Below are 16,586 nucleotides of genomic sequence, written 5' to 3'. Positions count from 1 at the left end.
CCGGTTATGCGATGCACAACCGGATCAATATATGATGTTTTAATAGGGAATCCTATTTAAGCGATGCCTTTTCAATTCGTGTAGGCGTATCCGTTCCATTCACAATGGTGCCTGCACTAATAGCGATGGCATTAATGATATCTGTAATATTTCCCACGTCCAGGGTAGACAGCTCATCATCTACGGTATGATAAAACTGGTCTTTATCTATCTGGGTGGTGGAGATGGTGTGTGCCGGCACCCCTTGTCTGGCCAATGTGGCGTTATCTGAGCGATAAAACAGGTTTTGCTCAGGATAAGGATCCGGATAGAAACTAAACGTAGATCCTTTCAGGTTACGTTGCAGGATGGTTCCAAAATCAGAACGCTCAAACCCGGTAATGAAGGCACTGTTTCTTCCAAATTTGGATTCCTTTCCGATCATTTCAATATTAAACATCGCCACTACTTTATCCGGATTCTGCTTTTCAGAAAAGTAACGGGAGCCATGTCCACCCGTTTCTTCTGCAGTAAAGGCAACGAAGATAACGGAGCGAACCGGTGGATGTTTTTTGAAATACTTTGCCAGCATAATCACAGCGGTGGTACCGGATGCGTCATCATCTGCGCCATTCGCGATGCTATCGCCGGCTACTGCAGGCAATGTACCCAGGTGATCATAATGGCCTGAAAACACTACATATTCATCCGGTTTGGAGCTGCCTTTAATCATACCTGCTACGTTGGCAAAATGCTGGCTGCTGATATCCCTCCGGAGATGAATACTCCAGGAAGCGGTATCTGCCACAGGTTCTTTTTCGTATACCAGTATAATATGTTTTCCTACGGATGATTTATCGCCGGCTGCTTCCAATTCTGCTTTGGTATCATAGCTCCGCTCCGAAAAAGAGGCACTCAGATCACCCAGAAAACCCGCCATGGAAGGGGCTAGCCATACCAGCACATTTCTTTCCAGTAATTCCGGATGACGCAATATTTTCATCAGCTCACCGGGATCTTTTACATGTACGGCTGCATAGCTGCTGTCTTTTTCCCAGTCAAAACTGCGCCCTGCACCAATAGGGATAACCGGCCAGTCTTTTTCCTGTCCACTAACGGTAAGGGTTACACTGGTTTGTTGAAGCCGGAACTTACCAAACTCCTGCAGAAAGTTTTTTTCTCCGGTTAAAGGCTGAAGGTCCGCTTTGGCGAACTCTCCGCTGATAAACGCTGCAGCTTTTTCAATACCGGGTGTACCTGGTAAACGGCCCCCCATATCGTCAGCTGCCAATGTGCTTATAATGCGGGCAACTTCTTTTTCTTTAATTTCCTGGGCGTAACCGGTAACAGCCATACTGCCGGCAGCTAAAAATAATAACAGTGATTTCTTCATATAAGCAGTTAGTCCTTTTTCTTGTTGTCTATTTTGATCGTTGATGGTCTTTCTTTGTCTTGTTGTGCGTAAATACTGCTATACATTTTGAGAATGGCCGTATAGTCAGTACCGAACTGCAAGTCTAACATTTTCCCTTCAGGTGAAACTAACACTTTGGTAGGATAACCGCGCACATTGTACAATTTTTCTACTTTACTATCTGAGTGGGCTGCGGGGAAAACATACTTATTGGCTATCACAAACTCCCGGGTCGTTTCCAGGGGCTCCCGGCAGGAGATAGCGAGTATCGCATTCCCTGGATGCTTACCTGCTTTCATTTCTGCTGCCAGCTGGTTAAGATGAGGTAAATCCTGCCTGCACGGACTACACCAGGTGCCCCAAAAGTCCAGCAGCAGCCATTTTCCTTTATAATCTGCCAGGCGGTAGCTTTCATTATTCAGGCCGGTGAGGGTAAAGTCCGGCGCCTGTTCCCATTCTTTCAGAAGCACATTCCGAAAATAGTCCTGGAAGGATTTATCCGGAAAATTTTTCTCAAACATATTTTTTGCCGTCTCCAACATATCCGGGTTAGACATCAGTTGTTTCGAAAGCACCCTCATCGCCTCTTCCGGTTTACCCAACGCTGTAAGCGCCTCTGCAAACTCCGGACTATAATCTTCTTTCGAGTTCAGGAAAGAGCGATCATAAAAACTATCATATGCTTTCTCATCATTATTTTTCGGTGCATTGGCAGCCGCCAGGGCCAGATAATTAAGGGCTGCTTTTTTATCTTTGGGGAGGGTTTGCTCATATTTAAGATGATAGACATGGGCAAGGATATTCCGGTTGGCATATTTCTTCACCTTCAACTCCGGATGAGCGGTCCAGAATGCAGTATCCGCCTGGTTGCTCTTCAGGTCTTCCAGCGTTCTATCCAGCAACGCATCCGCTTCCTTATGCAGCCTGGCTTTGCGGAGAATACCATATACCATTATTTCGTAACGGGCCGCTTTACCCAATGTCATTTCTGCCGGGGTAACGGCGCTGTATTGTGCTGCAATATCTTTTAGTATAGCCGTATCCGTTGTTCGTCTGGCTTTATTCCACAGTGCCATTGGTTTAACAGAAGCCTGTATAGCACTGTCCTTTTCCATCACCAGCCTGTTGATCACTTCCTGTGCCACCACAGGCATTTTCCGCGCTTCCTCAAATATTCCCTGAATGGCCTTTTCGCTTAAACCTGCCTGTGTAAATTGTTTCCTCGCACTGATGGTATCAAATGGTTCGCTAAGCAGATACTGGGAAAACGACTGATCCAGCCAGCCATTCAGGGAATTTCCATGTGTTGACAACAATTTTATCAACACCATGGCTGAATCGGCATCCATGGCTGCCACATGTTGCAATTTATTGAATAGCGATGCCTCGTTGTCTGCCAGCGCATAAGAAGGGATGCTGTTCAGGGCATCGCCGTATACCTCCCGGATATAAGGAGACATGCTACGGTTTAAATTCAGCAATGCCATTTTAAACATCAGGTTATTGCCATATCGGGGAACATTCAACGCCAGGAAAGCAGCAACCCTCGCTGAATCGGCTTCACCTCTGGCATCCAATGAAGTACTGAAATAACTAAGTCGTACCAGGGCATTATAGAAAGCGGTATCAGCTGCAGGTACTTTTGTGTCAGCAGGTAACTGTGTACCTGCGATCACCAAACTTACAGGTGGTTGTCCCGTTGGGGTGCGGTGGTCATATTTAAAGGCTATTACATGACGCTTACTACGGGAAAGCGTATACGAAAAAGTAGTAGACATGCTCAGCTTGTCGGATGGATCTGCTTCCTGGCTACCGACAATTCTGATGGCATCTTTCTGCACTTCTTCTACCCGGTAATTCCGCGGTCCGGTTGTCCACTGGTAATTGGCGGCCACTTTAGCGGGGAAAGGTGCAAACATCCTTTCCATATTATAGGGAAAAATTTTCCACATACCTGACATTCCAGTGCGCATATCTAAAGCCAACCCCAGTGACTCCCCCACTACAGCACCAACTGCCGCAGTATTGGCAGGTTGTCCTACACTGTCGTTTGCAAATATTCTGAATGCGAGCGGATGATACAACAGCAGCATGTCTGTCATCATCCCCATATTGACCTTATAGGTTGATGGATCCGCTGTGTTGTAGTTATTATCCGTACTCTTTACCAACGCTCTTTCCAGTACGGCTTCCGCATCAGCAGAACCATCCTTATTGACACCTGTAATCGTAATCCGGTAAATCTTCTCTATAGATTCCTGTCGATCGGGTGAAAAGTAATTATTCATTTCCAGGCGATACAACCAGCTGTCATGCTGCTTAAATTTTGATTGACCGGCAACTTTAAAAGTGCTGCCGAGAAGGGATATCAGGGCAAGTAACAACGGGAATCGTGACATACAGGGAATCGGATTTTGATCTCTGAAAATAGTGATATAAAGACGAACATGCAATAGCTGCCTGCTTCCTTTGAATATTTGCGTATTTTTGAGCCTATACAATTATGTCCAATCAGCCTTTAAGACCAGACGAAACCAAGCTCAGCGCCGCTGAGAAAGAGTTTGAGAATAGTATACGTCCCCGGGAGATCATGGATTTTTCGGGTCAGGATCAAATTATCGAGAACCTGAAAATATTCATTAAAGCGGCAAAGATGCGTGGCGAGGCACTCGACCATGTGTTGTTTCACGGCCCTCCGGGGCTGGGTAAAACTACGCTGTCGCGCATTGTGGCGAACGAACTGGGGGTAAATATCCGCGAAACTTCCGGGCCGGTCATTGAAAAACCCGGTGATCTGGCCGGTTTACTTACCAACCTGGAAGATAAAGATGTACTGTTTATTGATGAAATACATCGGCTCAGCACTGTAGTGGAAGAATACCTGTATTCGGCCATGGAAGATTACCGCATCGATATCATGATAGATACGGGTCCGAGTGCACGTTCCATACAAATTAACCTGCAGCCGTTTACGCTGATAGGCGCTACCACCAGGTCAGGATTGCTCACTGCGCCGTTGTTATCGCGCTTCGGCATTAAATCCAGGTTAGAATATTACAATGCCGCCACTTTGCAAAAGATCCTGTGGCGCGCCGCAGGCTTGTTGAATACAAAAATCACCTCCGATGCAGCCAATGAAATAGCACGCCGTTCGCGGGGTACTCCACGTATTGCAAACGGGTTGCTGCGCCGGGTGCGCGACTTTGCCCAGGTAATCGGTACCGGTGTAATAGATATGGAAATAGCGCAGCTAAGTCTGAAAGCATTGAACGTAGATGAATACGGTCTTGATGAAATGGATAACCGTATTCTCAATGTGATCATCGAAAACTTTAAGGGAGGCCCGGTTGGGATTACTACCATTGCCACTGCTGTAGGGGAAGAATCAGGCACCCTGGAAGAAGTATATGAGCCGTTTCTGATACAGGAAGGCTTTATTAAACGTACGCCAAGAGGCAGGGAAGTAACGGAGAAAGCCTATATCCATTTGGGTAAAACCTCTTACAGAGGCGGCACTAATTTATTGTTCTAGCTTTTAGCCATTAGGTTTTAGCTTTTAGAAAAAATGCAGCGGAGATGATCTCCGCTGCATTTTTTCTAAAAGCTAAAACCTAATGGCTAAAAGCTGATTCATTATACTTCTTTCACCACCAGTCTGAAACCATTACCGTGAATATTCACGATTTCAATATTGGAATCATCTTTCAGGTATTTGCGTAGTTTGGCAATGTATACGTCCATACTACGACCATTGAAGTAGGTATCGCTACCCCATATTTTTTTCAGTGCCAGTTCGCGTGGCAGCAGATCATTTTTGTGTTCGCATAACATGTGCAGCAGTTCATTCTCTTTTGGCGAGAGCGTATGTGTTTCATTGTTATGTGCCAGTGTGCGCAGACGGGAGTTGAAAGCGTACGAGCCGATAATGAACTCATGTACTTCTTCTTCCTTGTTGTTCAGTTCCTGGTTGCGTTTCAGGATAGCTTTAATTTTCAGCAGCAGCAGTTCGCTGTCGAATGGTTTGGATATATAATCATCTGCTCCCAGTTTATAGCCCTGGATGATATCTTCCTTCATGGTTTTAGCGGAAAGGAAGAAAAGCGGAATATCAGGATCTACGTCCCTGATTTCTTCGGCCAGTTTAAATCCGTCCATATTTGGCATCATAATGTCCAGCAGACAGATGTCAAATTTTTCGCGGCGGAAGGCTGCCAGAGCCAGGATACCATCGCGGCACAATTCCACATCATAGTCATTCAGCTCCAGGTAGTTTTTCAGCACCATACCCAGATTGGTATCATCCTCAGCCAATAATATTTTCGGTTTACGTTCTTCCATAATCATAAAGGATTGATTATAACAAATATAAAGTTTTTCTGCGGCACGAAAGGTCGGTAAAATTTGGGCGCCAGCAGTCAAATGAATTGTTAAAACTATTACTATGATATGCCGTGACTACGGTCTATTTCTTACTCAGCAGCGATGTAAAGGGGTAACGGAGGTTACTGTAATTGATCATATCTACCACAATGTTGCCTACCGATATGGGGCTTTCTATCCTTAAAGGCACTTTATTAGCGTCATCACTTACCCAAACGGTCATTTTTTCCCCGCCTTCAAAGATGGTTCCTTTAATCAGGAGTGGCTTGAATTTGATGGCGCGGAACTTACCGAATTTAGTATTGATTTCTTCTTTGCCCATATATCGGACGTAGATGTTATATACCTGGTCATCGAGGAACATGGCAAAGGGTATTTTATCCCCGGCCACGTACTTGTCGAAATTGATGTTACGGGCATAATAGATGGCACTGATCACATCCTGCACACAGGGGGGCACTGTAAAGGTACCATTGGTACTGATGGCCTGATGACCCGCCTGGTTAAAGATAACATTGTTAAAGATTTTATAACCACCTTCATTTACATTACGGATAAACTTCAGGGGCTGCAAGGTAGCGGTATCAATATAGCTCTCGTACTTGTCACGTACTTTAAAGATCCAGTCGTAAGCCCGGTAGGTTTTACCATCTCCTACCACATGGTATACATCACGGTTAGCGAAGCGTTCGAGGCCTACATTAAAAGTAGCTTCCCCGGCGCCTACATACATTTTGCCAAGATTATAGAATACTTTCAGGGTAATACTTTCGCCGGCATTAAAGCTGCTATTGCGGATAGAGCAGAAATCGTTTTGCGCTTCAACACGTTGAATACAGGAGAGCCATAAGATGATTAGTAGAAGATACTTCATTGATGGAAGCTATTTTTCCTTAAAAATTTTTACTCCTAACAACAGCACACTTCCCAAAACGGCCGGTAGTACCAGGTTTATCAGCCATATACCTACCGTAGCTGCTATAATAGCTACGGTATTGGAGCTTAACAACCCAAGGAAAAAGATGCTTACTTTTCCACGTACTCCCAGTTCTGCAATGGCGATAGTAGGAACGCCTGCCATTACCAGATAAATTACGCTATTCAATAAGAAGGCCTGCCACCACATGAACTCCATGCCAAGTGCGTCCAACAAAATCAAATACTGTGCCGAGAAGACTATATACCGGAGGGCTGAAAGTAGCAACAGGTAACGTAATTCGCCGGATGAATATTTGACTATGATCTGAACAAACACCTTTGCTTTACGTAGGAAAGGTACCTTTTCAAATACAGACAGAATAATTTGTAACCGAAAATATAACAATATAATCAGGCCGCAAATAAGAACTCCGCCAAACAGGATTATTTTCTGCCATAAAGAAGGGTTCAGGAAAGCGCTCTCCTTTACCAGCGCGAAGTTGTTGATATAGTAAAGTAAACCAATTAACCCAAAAATAATAGTCACTATCAGCTGGCTAAAACTTCCTACTATAGTAGCAGCAATGGCTTTCAGCTTGTTATGATTCTTGAGATAAAGGATACGTCCACCGTACTCGCCTACACGATTTGGGGTATTAATAGACAACGACACGCCTGAAAGAATAGCGCTGAACGCTCTCAAAAAAGAAACTTCCTCCAGTGGCGCCACCAGCCTTTGCCACTTGCGGGCTTCCAACCCCCAGTTAAAAAGCATCAGTACCATTACCAGGAAGATGCCTACCCAGCCCTTCTCCTGCAGGGTCCCCCACATGTGACCGAGCGACAACTGCAGGTTGTCCCGGTGAATCAATTGCGAATAGATAGAGTACGCCAGCCAGGTAAAAAGCCCCGCTCCTAATAAGTAATTGAGAATTATTTTGGTACTTTTGTTCAGATAGTAAAATTTTGGCAAAAATAAACTGTGGTTGGCAAACAAGTCAAAAATAATTCTCGGCATTGACCCCGGTACCCTCGTAATGGGCTATGGGCTTATACTTATCGAAGGAAAAAAGGCCAGTCTCATAGAGATGGACGTACTAAAACTATCCAAACTCAAAGATCACTACGAACGATTACAGCTGATTCACTCCAGGGTACAGGATCTTATTCAACAGCATAAACCAACCAGTTTTGCTATTGAAGCCCCATTTTTTGGCAAAAACGTACAAAGTATGCTTAAACTCGGACGTGCCCAGGGAGTAGCCATTGCTGCTGCTATACAGGGAGGTTTGGCCGTTACAGAGTATTCCCCAAAAAAAGTGAAACAATCTGTTACTGGGAACGGTAACGCGGATAAAGAGCAGGTATGGCTGATGCTGCAACGTATCCTCAGTCTGGCCGAACGCCCTGATTACCTTGATGCTACAGACGCCCTTGCCGTAGCTGTCTGCCACTTTTACCAGGAAAGCAGTCCACTCGCAGGTATCAGTAAAGCAAAAGGCTGGGAGAAGTTCCTGCAACAGCACCCCGAAAGGATCGCCAGATAAAAAATAACCCGTAAAAGGTTATTTCATAAATCCGTAAATTGTAGTTACTTTGGTTGAAATTCAGCAACCCATTTAAAGCTAACGGCCAAGCGCCGGATAACAGCTTAACTATGAAAAGTGACCACATTTGTTATACGCAAGTTATATAACAAGCTTTTTTATATTAATCAGCATCAGGCAGATATGAAAGCAAGAATCCTATTGGTGGAAGATGATCAAAATATTGGTGCGGTTACGAAAAAACGATTGGAAGAAGCGGGTTATGATGTAGTGCACAGTATAGACGGCCAGGCAGCATGGGAGCAGTTCCAGGTACGCTCATTCGATATTTGCTTACTGGATGTAATGATGCCCAAAAAAGACGGCCTACAACTGGCGCAGCAAATCCGCGAACTCAATGATCACGTTCCTATATTATTCCTCACTTCCAAAAATGAAAAAGAAGACAGAATAGCCGGACTCCAAACAGGTGCGGATGACTATATCAGCAAACCTTTCAGTATGCAGGAACTGATACTCCGCATTGAAGTCTTCCTCAAACGAACCATGGGCCGTAGTAAAGACAAGTCAAGCCTCTTTACCATTGGTCAACTTACCTTCGACTATGAAGACCTCCGCCTATACACTACCAACGGCGATGTATCCATTTCCGTGACGCAGAAAGAAGCGGACCTGCTAAAATACTTCTGTAATAATCCCAATAAAACACTCAAAAGAGAAGATATACTTTCTAATGTATGGGGAAAAGATGACTACTTCCTCGGACGCAGTATGGACGTATTTATTACCAAACTGCGGAAACATTTCAAATCAGATCCACAAATCAAACTGGAAACGGTGCATGGTGTGGGCTTCCGGTTTAATATTCCCCCTGCCAGGTAATACAACTATAAGGCGGCTATAATTTGCGCCTGTATCTCCTTAAACTCATCCGGAGACAGCTTCAGCTTACTGCGGGAAAAATTCATATCTTCTGCCGAGTTAATCGGTATCAGATGCATATGCGCATGCGGAACTTCCAGTCCTACCACACTTACGCCTATACGATTACAAGGAATTACTTTTTCTATAGCATGCGCAATAGGCTTGGCAAACAACAGCCACTCTTTCAGCAGGTCATCCGACACATCAAAAAACTTATCCGTTTCCGTTTTAGGGATTACCAGGGTATGTCCTTTTACCAACGGGAAAATATCCAGGAAAGCATAAAAATGTTCGTTCTCTGCTATTTTATAGCTCGGAATCTCACCTTTGATAATTTTCATGAAAGGGTTCATAATATTAATTTCTTAGTGCCAATGTAAAATAAAAAGGGTTGCAAATGAATGCAACCCATACAAATATCATGAAAAAGTGCCAGTAGCGCTTATGCAGTTATATTATCAATCTTGAATTTAACCTGTCCGTTAGGTGCCTGCACCTCCGCCACTTCACCTACATGCTTTCCCAGTAAGCCTTTGCCAATGGGAGAAGTTACAGAAATTTTGCCAGCCTTGAGATCAGCCTCTGTTTCCGAAACTATCTGGTAAGTAACCGTCTTTTTATTAGCCACATTTGTAATGGTTACCTTACACAGGATAGATACTTTAGAGGTATCAATCGCATCTGCACTCACTATACGTGAAACAGCAATCGCATTTTCCAATGTAGCAATCTTCGCTTCGTGTAAACCTTGCGCTTCTTTGGCGGCATCATATTCGGCATTTTCCTTCAAGTCACCCTTTTCTCTTGCTTCTGAAATAGCACGTGCAATTTCGGCCCGACCCTTGGTTTTAAGTTGGGTCAGTTCGCTCATCATCAGATCCAGGGTTTCTTTCGTAACGTAATTTATGCCAGACATAACCTGTTGTGTTTTTTTGGTTATAAGAAAAAAAAATCAACGCCTCCATTTGCACAGAAGCGTTGTTTACTGGTATTATCGCAAATATAATGAATTTCCTATAAAGAAAAAAGGGCCTTATTTCGGGATTAAATAAATTGAAAATCAATCATTTATCCCGAAATTCAGTTCCTGCTTGACAGGTTTATAAAATGTTTAATTTCTCTAATACAATCCGCGCCATCTTAATACTCGCCTGATGAGAGTAACCTGCAATATGCGGGGTTACTATCACATTAGACGCTTTCAATAACCACGCTAATTGTGCCTTCTCGTCTTCGTTATATGTCTCTAATTTTTCGTTTTCCAGTACATCCAGACAAGCACCTGCCACCACACCACTTTCCAGCGCTGCAATCAGGTCCGGGTTATTCACAAGCTTGCCTCTGGCTGTATTCAGGAACCATACCGGCCGGGCAAAAGAAGCAAAAAAAGCCGCATTGGCCAGGTGCTTCGTTTCCGCAGTCAACGGCAGGTGTATACTCACTACATCTGCATCCCGGAATATCTCCTCCATGGTGGCCTCTCTTACAGCGGCTGTACCAAAACCCGTCTTATATTTATCATAAGCCAGGATATTCACGTCAAAACCCTGCAACTTATGCGCGAAGGTGCTGCCCGTATTACCGTAACCTATAATCCCTACTGTTTTGCCATTCAACTCATAGCCCCGATTGCCGTCACGTTCCCAGATGCCAGCCCGGAGCTCCAGACTGCTTTTCAGCACATTGTTCAGCAAACAAAGCAACATGCCCACGGCCTGTTCTCCTACCGCATCCCGGTTGCCTTCAGGGCTGCTGGCACAATGAATACCCTTGCTCTCTGCATAAGGCACATCAATCAGTTCCATGCCGGAACCCAGACGACCGATCCACTGCAACGCCGGCGCATGATCAATGATATGTTTATCTACCCGGATACGGGTGGTAACAATCAGGCCTACGCAATCGCTGATGGTACTGTATACTTCGTCATAAGAAATAGACGGCTGGTAGATTACTTCAAATCCTTTGTTTTCCAGCTGTTCAACTAAATACGGATGTGTTTTCGCCGTAACTAATACTTTCCTGCTCATATCATCTTATGGGATAATGCTGCAAAATCAGCCACACTCAATTCTTCAGCTCTTTTTGTAAAGATGGGATCCTGTGCTAACAGTTCCTTATCAAACATCGTCTTCAGCGGATTACGCAATTGCTTGCGCCGTTGCCCGAAGGCGGTTTTCACCAGTACAAAAAATTTGCGCTCAGAGGCAATATCTACCGGCTGCTCCAGCCGGGTAAGGCGGATCACGGCAGATTTCACTTTCGGCGGCGGATTGAAGCTATTTTCGTGTACTTCAAATAAATATTCTATCTTATAATATGCCTGCAACAACACGCTGAGAATACCATATTCCTTGTTGCCATGGGAAGCCGCAATACGCTGTGCTACTTCCTTCTGGAACATGCCTACTACCACGTCCACCTGGGAACGCCATTCAAGCAATTTGAACATGATCTGTGTGGAGATATTGTAGGGGAAGTTGCCAATCAGGCGAAAAGGTCCTTCAAACGGCAGTGCCGCATCCAGGATACTTTCATTGATCAGTTTACCCTGGATATCGGGGTAAGTCTTTTCCAGGAATTGCACCTTTTCCCTATCCAGCTCAATGGCCTTAAATTGAATGCCTGGCAGCTGTAACAGGTATTTTGTAATAGCGCCCCCGCCGGGGCCCACTTCCAGCACTTGCTGGCCTTCGTTTACAGGTAACGACTCCACAATTTTCCCGGAGATGTTTTCATCTATAAGGAAATGCTGGCCGAGAGATTTTTTTAGTGTATACATCAGAGCTGCAAAGATAGCTTTTTAGCTGTTAGCTTTTAGCTATTAGCTTTTAGTAAATGCAGCGAAGATTAACATAATATGTTATCCGCTGCATTTACTAAAAGCTAATAGCTAAAAGCTAACAGCTAATTGGTTATATTTGCCCCTCATTGAGGCAATACAGCATGAGTACCACCCAGATCAACAAACCGGTAATAGGTATCACCATTGGCGATATCAACAGCATTGGCGCAGAAATTATCATCAAAACGTTCATGGATGCACGTATGATGGAGTTTTGCACGCCGGTGATTTTTGCATCCAATAAAACCATCAACTTTTACCGGAAGCTGATGAATGAAAACAACTTCAATTACCAGAGCATCAAAGATTTTACCCGCCTGAATCATAAGCAGGTAAACGTGTATAACTGCTGGGAAGAAGAAGTACAGATCACACCGGGTGTACTGAATGAAACCGGTGGCAAATACGCTGCCAGGGCACTGGAAGTAGCCATCAAATGTATGCAGGAAGGCTACATCAACGGACTGGTCACCGCTCCTATTCACAAAAATAATATACAAAGCACCACCTTTAACTATACGGGCCACACCCCTTACCTGCGGGATGCCTTCAATGCTAAAGATGTACTGATGTTTATGACCGCTGATAATATGCGCGTGGGCCTGCTCACAGAACATGTGCCGTTAGCGGATGTGGCAAAATATGTTACCAAGGAGAATATCCTCGGTAAATTACAGCTGATGAAAGACAGCCTTGTAAAGGATTTCGGTATTGATCAACCCCGTATTGCCGTATTGGGACTGAATCCTCATGCTGGTGATGATGGCCTGATAGGCCGCGAAGAAATAGATCAGATTATACCCGCTATCAGACATGCCAAAGGCAATGGCATCCTCTGTTATGGACCTTATAGCGCCGATGCATTTTTTGCCCGTGAAATGTTCAAACAGTTTGACGGTGTACTGGCGATGTATCACGACCAGGGCCTCATTCCATTTAAATCACTGGCCAGCGGCAATGGTATCAACTATACTGCAGGACTGGGCGTGGTGCGTACCTCCCCTGACCATGGCACCGCTTTCGATATTGCCGGCAAAAACCTGGCAGATCCGGATTCCTTCAGACAAGCCATCTTCACCTGTCTGGAAATACTGGAACAACGGGAACGCTATGCAGACAATACCCGGAATCCACTGAAGAAAACGGAACTGGCATCGGAGTAGCAGAAAGCGAAAAGCATAAAGCAAAAAGCTATTTAGACGAATGACGTAAGCGGATATTTATTCTTCGCTTACGTCATTCGTCTAAATAGCTTTTTGCTTTACGCCTTTTGCTACCGCTTGCCGGCGTTCAGGTATGATTGAATGGAAGTAACATAATTCTCAAAGGCTTTCTTGCCAGTGGGGGTTATTTTACAAATGGTTTGCGGGTAATTTTCTTTAAACTGCTTTACTACCGTTATATACCCGGCATCACGTAATTTATTAATCTGTACACTCAGATTGCCTGCTGTAGCATTTGTTTTCTCTTTCAGCAACGTGAATTCCGCTTCCTGTTCGCTGATCAATACTGACATAATAGCCAGTCGCAATTGCGAGTGTAATACCGGATCCAGATCTTTAAAGTCCATGAGCATGATTTTCGGATAGCTATTCAGATACTTAGCTATTTTGTTTCAATGATTTACGTGCAATGGAAACAAAATAACTAAATATCCAAATAATAAAATTTCAAATTATTTCTGGGCAGCTTCCAACAGTTTACGGGTATATGCCTCTCCCCAATGTGGCGCAATGTTGCTTTCCGGCTTGAAAGCAGCAAACTTTTCCAGTGCCAGCTCAAAAGTAGTTTTCGCTTTAGCCTTACTACCACCAAATTGTTCAGGTGTGAATAACAAAGACTGGCCTTGTAACAGGTACACACGCGGATTTTCCGGGTTTAGTCCTTTAGCTTGTTCCAGCTGTGAAGCTGCTTCTGCACCATACTTCATGCCCCTGCTCATTGGATCTACCGTAAGTCTGGCTGTAGCTACAAGTGAACGGACGCAGGCGATTTCTGAATTTTTAGGGCTCAGTGCATCTGCTTTATCCAGGTTAGCTTCGGCCTTATCTGCCAATGGATCTATCTGACTTTTATCTTTCAGTGTAAAAGCCTGCATTACCTGCATGTAAGCAGCATAATAATAGGGCAGCCATTGAACTTTTTCTGCATCGGCAATACGTTCGAAAGTGTTGCTTTTCTGTTGTAACCCATCCGGGGTAAAAGTGCTGCTGCTATCAAGGTCAGCAGTTTGTTTAGCCATTGCATCCTGGTACTGGGCGCTTTGAGCCATGGCAGCGGTAGTCAGACTACCGGTAAATAAAAGAGCAAGAAAGATACGTTTCATATATGTTGTAATTAGAGGTTATTAATAACATCCTGTCTTCTGTCTATACCGAAGTTCATAAACATACCCAGGAAAATAAATCGTGGCACATTGGGCGTAATTTCATCCCGGCGCAATCCATCGGTGGAATAGTGATAGCCAAACACCTGCTTATTACCTGGTGCATTGCTAACCGATAAGACAAAGATGGTGAATGCTTTCCGGATAGTAGTCAGATAACTGGCGCTTACACCTATAGCGTTGTAGCTGATCGTTTTTTCAGACATAAATTTGTCCTGCGGCAGGTTCGGATTATAATAAGGACGACCGGTAGCAAAGGTATAGGTTAAACCCAGGTTAGTAGCGAGCTTGGGGAAGAAACGTTTGAACACCAGGCTGGCAGTATGATTGGCAGCAAAATCAGGCATTACCCGGTAAGGATAATTCAGGTAATCACGCTTTGTATCCAGGTAAGAATAAGAGATCCAGTAATCCACGTTTTTAAAGGTTTTACGGTCACGCCAGAAAACTTCTACACCCTGTGCATAGCCGCTACCATTGTTATTGTAAGTGGGTACCGTTTTAACAAGGTCGTCGTATTTTTTGTAAAATACTTCTGTACGGAAAGTGTAGTCAGTGGCAACTCGCTGATAGCTCACAATATAGTGGGTGGCTTTCATATAGCCGAGATATTTATCAAAGCGGAGATACTGCGGTTCCGGCTTCTGATAATAATCGCCGTAGGCTACTGAAAACTGGCTATAGTTATTCATTTTATAAGCCAGTGATACACGGGGAGCAAAATCCATCTTACCCAATACAGAAGAATACTCCGCACGGCCACCCACACGTCCTACAAAACTGGGTGTAAAGTAAATATCACCTTCCGCAAAGGCAGCAGTATAGTTGTCTACATAATTGGCATTGCTGCCATTGAAGGTAGATTTCTCTACTGCATACTGGTATTCTGCACCAAACCGTATTACGGAAAAGCGGCCCAGGTTTTTATACAGCATCAGCTTCGTCTGGCTCAGGTCCGACTGCACCCTGATCAGCGTAGGCTGCTGGTTTTTCAGCAACGTATCCGCGTTGATATTATCGGTATTGGAACTGAAAGACGCACCTATGTATAAATGCCAGTCGTGCCCTATGTTTTCACGCCAGGTAAGATTCGTATAGACGTTATTGTTATGTAGTTTAAATGATTCGGTATATCCCGGATACTCCAGGCTATTTTTATTGAACCCCATTTTAGTCCAGTTGCCATAGCCATAAAATTTGAGCATCCCGGTTCTGGATGTTTTATGGCGGAAGTTAGCGGAAGTACCGATAATCTCCGGTCCCAGATTGGGCGACTGTTTGGGCTTAAAAATATTGAAATATGGGGCGAGGTTAGTATAGTCGGCCTCCACACCATAAGATGTTTTTTTATCTTTCGACAGGTTATCCACGCCGGCATTTACGCCAATGACAGACACCCCTACGGAAGAGGATGAACGATCCGGTAAGTCTACTGATTCCAGTATCAGGGCAGAAGATAAACCCTGTCCGTATTGGGCAGAATAGCCACCACTGCTGAAAGTTGTGCCTTTAAAAAGGAAAGGGGAAAAACGGCCACGACCAGGAATATCCGGTAAGCTGCTGGAAAAAGGATTCCTTACCAACATACCATCTATCAGTGTCTGCGTTTCATAACCAGTACCACCCCGTACAAATAAGCCTTCGCGGTCGTTTGTTTGCTGAGCACCGGGTAATGTTTTGATGGCATTCACAATATCTGCGCCTGCACCCGCAGTAGTAACGATATCCAGTGGTTTCAATACCGTACCTTTCTTATCATCGCTGGCCTCAAAACTGCCGGCTGATATCGTCACCACACGCAAGGCATTTACATCGCTTCTGAGTACAATATTCAGCTGCTGATCGGTGCTGGTATTGATCTGCAATTCCAATAACTGGTACCCGGTCAGGGTAGCTGATAACAGGTGATCTCCGGTGGTGGTGGTAGTAAAGGAAAAGGAGCCATCTGCTCCTGTGGTGGCCCCATCATAGGAGCCTTTTATGGCGATGTTTACGCCCGTCAGGGGGCGCTTTTTATTATCTGTTACCTTACCGCTGATTTTACTTTGTGCCAATGAAAACATGGGAACACAAATAAACAGATATAGATAAAGGTTGAATCTTGACATACTTAGGGATTAAATTCCCATCAAATGTAAACTAGTTTATTTTATAAACCAAATATTGTGTTAAAAGGCGGATAAACAAGTTATC

At 44.4% G+C, this 16,586-nt stretch carries 16 protein-coding genes; 4 read left to right on the top strand and 12 right to left on the bottom strand.

Going from position 1 to position 16,586, the window contains the following annotated elements:
• Window positions 1-52: 52 nt before the first annotated feature.
• Window positions 53-1,372 (bottom strand): M28 family metallopeptidase, encoded by a 1,320-nt coding sequence (locus AB4Z08_RS24880; protein ID WP_441576491.1) that lies wholly within the window; start codon window positions 1,370-1,372, stop codon window positions 53-55.
• Window positions 1,373-1,380: 8 nt separating this feature from the next.
• Complete coding sequence (locus AB4Z08_RS24875; RefSeq protein WP_441576490.1) at window positions 1,381-3,792, bottom strand: TlpA family protein disulfide reductase; 2,412 nt, start codon at window positions 3,790-3,792, stop codon at window positions 1,381-1,383.
• Between the two features lie 104 nt (window positions 3,793-3,896).
• Here AB4Z08_RS24875 and ruvB point away from each other — a divergent pair, with 104 nt between their 5' ends.
• Window positions 3,897-4,925, top strand: coding sequence for a Holliday junction branch migration DNA helicase RuvB (gene ruvB, locus AB4Z08_RS24870; protein ID WP_133807342.1), 1,029 nt, complete (start codon window positions 3,897-3,899; stop codon window positions 4,923-4,925).
• A gap of 101 nt (window positions 4,926-5,026) precedes the next feature.
• Here ruvB and AB4Z08_RS24865 read toward each other — a convergent pair whose 3' ends face one another.
• The 3 genes from AB4Z08_RS24865 to AB4Z08_RS24855 form a co-directional block, all read right to left on the bottom strand.
• The gene (locus AB4Z08_RS24865) at window positions 5,027-5,731 is read right to left on the bottom strand and encodes a response regulator transcription factor (protein ID WP_133807343.1); all 705 of its coding nucleotides are present in this window, start codon (window positions 5,729-5,731) and stop codon (window positions 5,027-5,029) included.
• A 124-nt stretch (window positions 5,732-5,855) separates the two neighbouring features.
• Window positions 5,856-6,647, bottom strand: a complete 792-nt coding sequence (locus AB4Z08_RS24860; RefSeq protein ID WP_441576489.1) for a DUF3108 domain-containing protein — start codon at window positions 6,645-6,647, stop codon at window positions 5,856-5,858.
• A 9-nt stretch (window positions 6,648-6,656) separates the two neighbouring features.
• Window positions 6,657-7,664 (bottom strand): lysylphosphatidylglycerol synthase domain-containing protein, encoded by a 1,008-nt coding sequence (locus tag AB4Z08_RS24855; RefSeq protein WP_441576488.1) that lies wholly within the window; start codon window positions 7,662-7,664, stop codon window positions 6,657-6,659.
• A gap of 13 nt (window positions 7,665-7,677) precedes the next feature.
• Between AB4Z08_RS24855 and ruvC the strand changes: the two genes are divergently transcribed.
• Window positions 7,678-8,238 carry a crossover junction endodeoxyribonuclease RuvC gene (ruvC, locus tag AB4Z08_RS24850; RefSeq protein ID WP_441576487.1) on the top strand — a complete coding sequence of 187 codons (561 nt, stop codon included), beginning with the start codon at window positions 7,678-7,680 and terminating at the stop codon, window positions 8,236-8,238.
• Window positions 8,239-8,421: 183 nt separating this feature from the next.
• Window positions 8,422-9,120 (top strand): response regulator transcription factor, encoded by a 699-nt coding sequence (locus AB4Z08_RS24845; protein ID WP_441576486.1) that lies wholly within the window; start codon window positions 8,422-8,424, stop codon window positions 9,118-9,120.
• Between the two features lie 5 nt (window positions 9,121-9,125).
• Here the strand turns inward: AB4Z08_RS24845 and AB4Z08_RS24840 are convergent, their stop codons facing one another.
• From AB4Z08_RS24840 to rsmA, 4 genes are all read right to left on the bottom strand, one after another.
• Complete coding sequence (locus AB4Z08_RS24840) at window positions 9,126-9,503, bottom strand: HIT family protein (RefSeq protein ID WP_441576485.1); 378 nt, start codon at window positions 9,501-9,503, stop codon at window positions 9,126-9,128.
• Between the two features lie 101 nt (window positions 9,504-9,604).
• Entirely contained in the window at window positions 9,605-10,078 is a 474-nt protein-coding gene (gene greA / locus AB4Z08_RS24835) for a transcription elongation factor GreA (protein WP_441576484.1), read from the bottom strand.
• A 184-nt stretch (window positions 10,079-10,262) separates the two neighbouring features.
• A complete protein-coding gene (locus AB4Z08_RS24830; protein WP_441576483.1) occupies window positions 10,263-11,192 on the bottom strand; it encodes an NAD(P)-dependent oxidoreductase in 930 nt (309 codons plus the stop codon).
• Window positions 11,189-11,944 (bottom strand): 16S rRNA (adenine(1518)-N(6)/adenine(1519)-N(6))-dimethyltransferase RsmA, encoded by a 756-nt coding sequence (gene rsmA / locus AB4Z08_RS24825; protein ID WP_441576482.1) that lies wholly within the window; start codon window positions 11,942-11,944, stop codon window positions 11,189-11,191. The genes AB4Z08_RS24830 and rsmA overlap by 4 nt, the downstream gene beginning before the upstream one ends.
• 164 nt (window positions 11,945-12,108) lie before the next feature.
• On the opposite strand from rsmA, the gene pdxA reads away from it, so the two are divergent.
• Window positions 12,109-13,170 carry a 4-hydroxythreonine-4-phosphate dehydrogenase PdxA gene (pdxA, locus tag AB4Z08_RS24820; protein ID WP_441576481.1) on the top strand — a complete coding sequence of 354 codons (1,062 nt, stop codon included), beginning with the start codon at window positions 12,109-12,111 and terminating at the stop codon, window positions 13,168-13,170.
• A gap of 110 nt (window positions 13,171-13,280) precedes the next feature.
• On the opposite strand, the gene AB4Z08_RS24815 is transcribed toward pdxA, so the two are convergent.
• From AB4Z08_RS24815 to AB4Z08_RS24805, 3 genes are all read right to left on the bottom strand, one after another.
• Window positions 13,281-13,577 (bottom strand): winged helix-turn-helix domain-containing protein, encoded by a 297-nt coding sequence (locus AB4Z08_RS24815; protein ID WP_441576480.1) that lies wholly within the window; start codon window positions 13,575-13,577, stop codon window positions 13,281-13,283.
• A gap of 105 nt (window positions 13,578-13,682) precedes the next feature.
• A complete protein-coding gene (locus AB4Z08_RS24810) occupies window positions 13,683-14,333 on the bottom strand; it encodes a hypothetical protein (RefSeq protein WP_441576479.1) in 651 nt (216 codons plus the stop codon).
• Window positions 14,334-14,344: 11 nt separating this feature from the next.
• Window positions 14,345-16,501 (bottom strand): TonB-dependent receptor, encoded by a 2,157-nt coding sequence (locus AB4Z08_RS24805; protein WP_441576478.1) that lies wholly within the window; start codon window positions 16,499-16,501, stop codon window positions 14,345-14,347.
• Window positions 16,502-16,586 lie beyond the last annotated feature (85 nt).

Origin of the sequence: Chitinophaga sp. RAB17, assembly GCF_052114225.1 — a bacterium.
Taxonomy (GTDB): domain Bacteria; phylum Bacteroidota; class Bacteroidia; order Chitinophagales; family Chitinophagaceae; genus Chitinophaga.
Note: the sequence above shows the minus strand (reverse complement) of the source record. Positions and strands in the feature narration are given on the sequence as shown.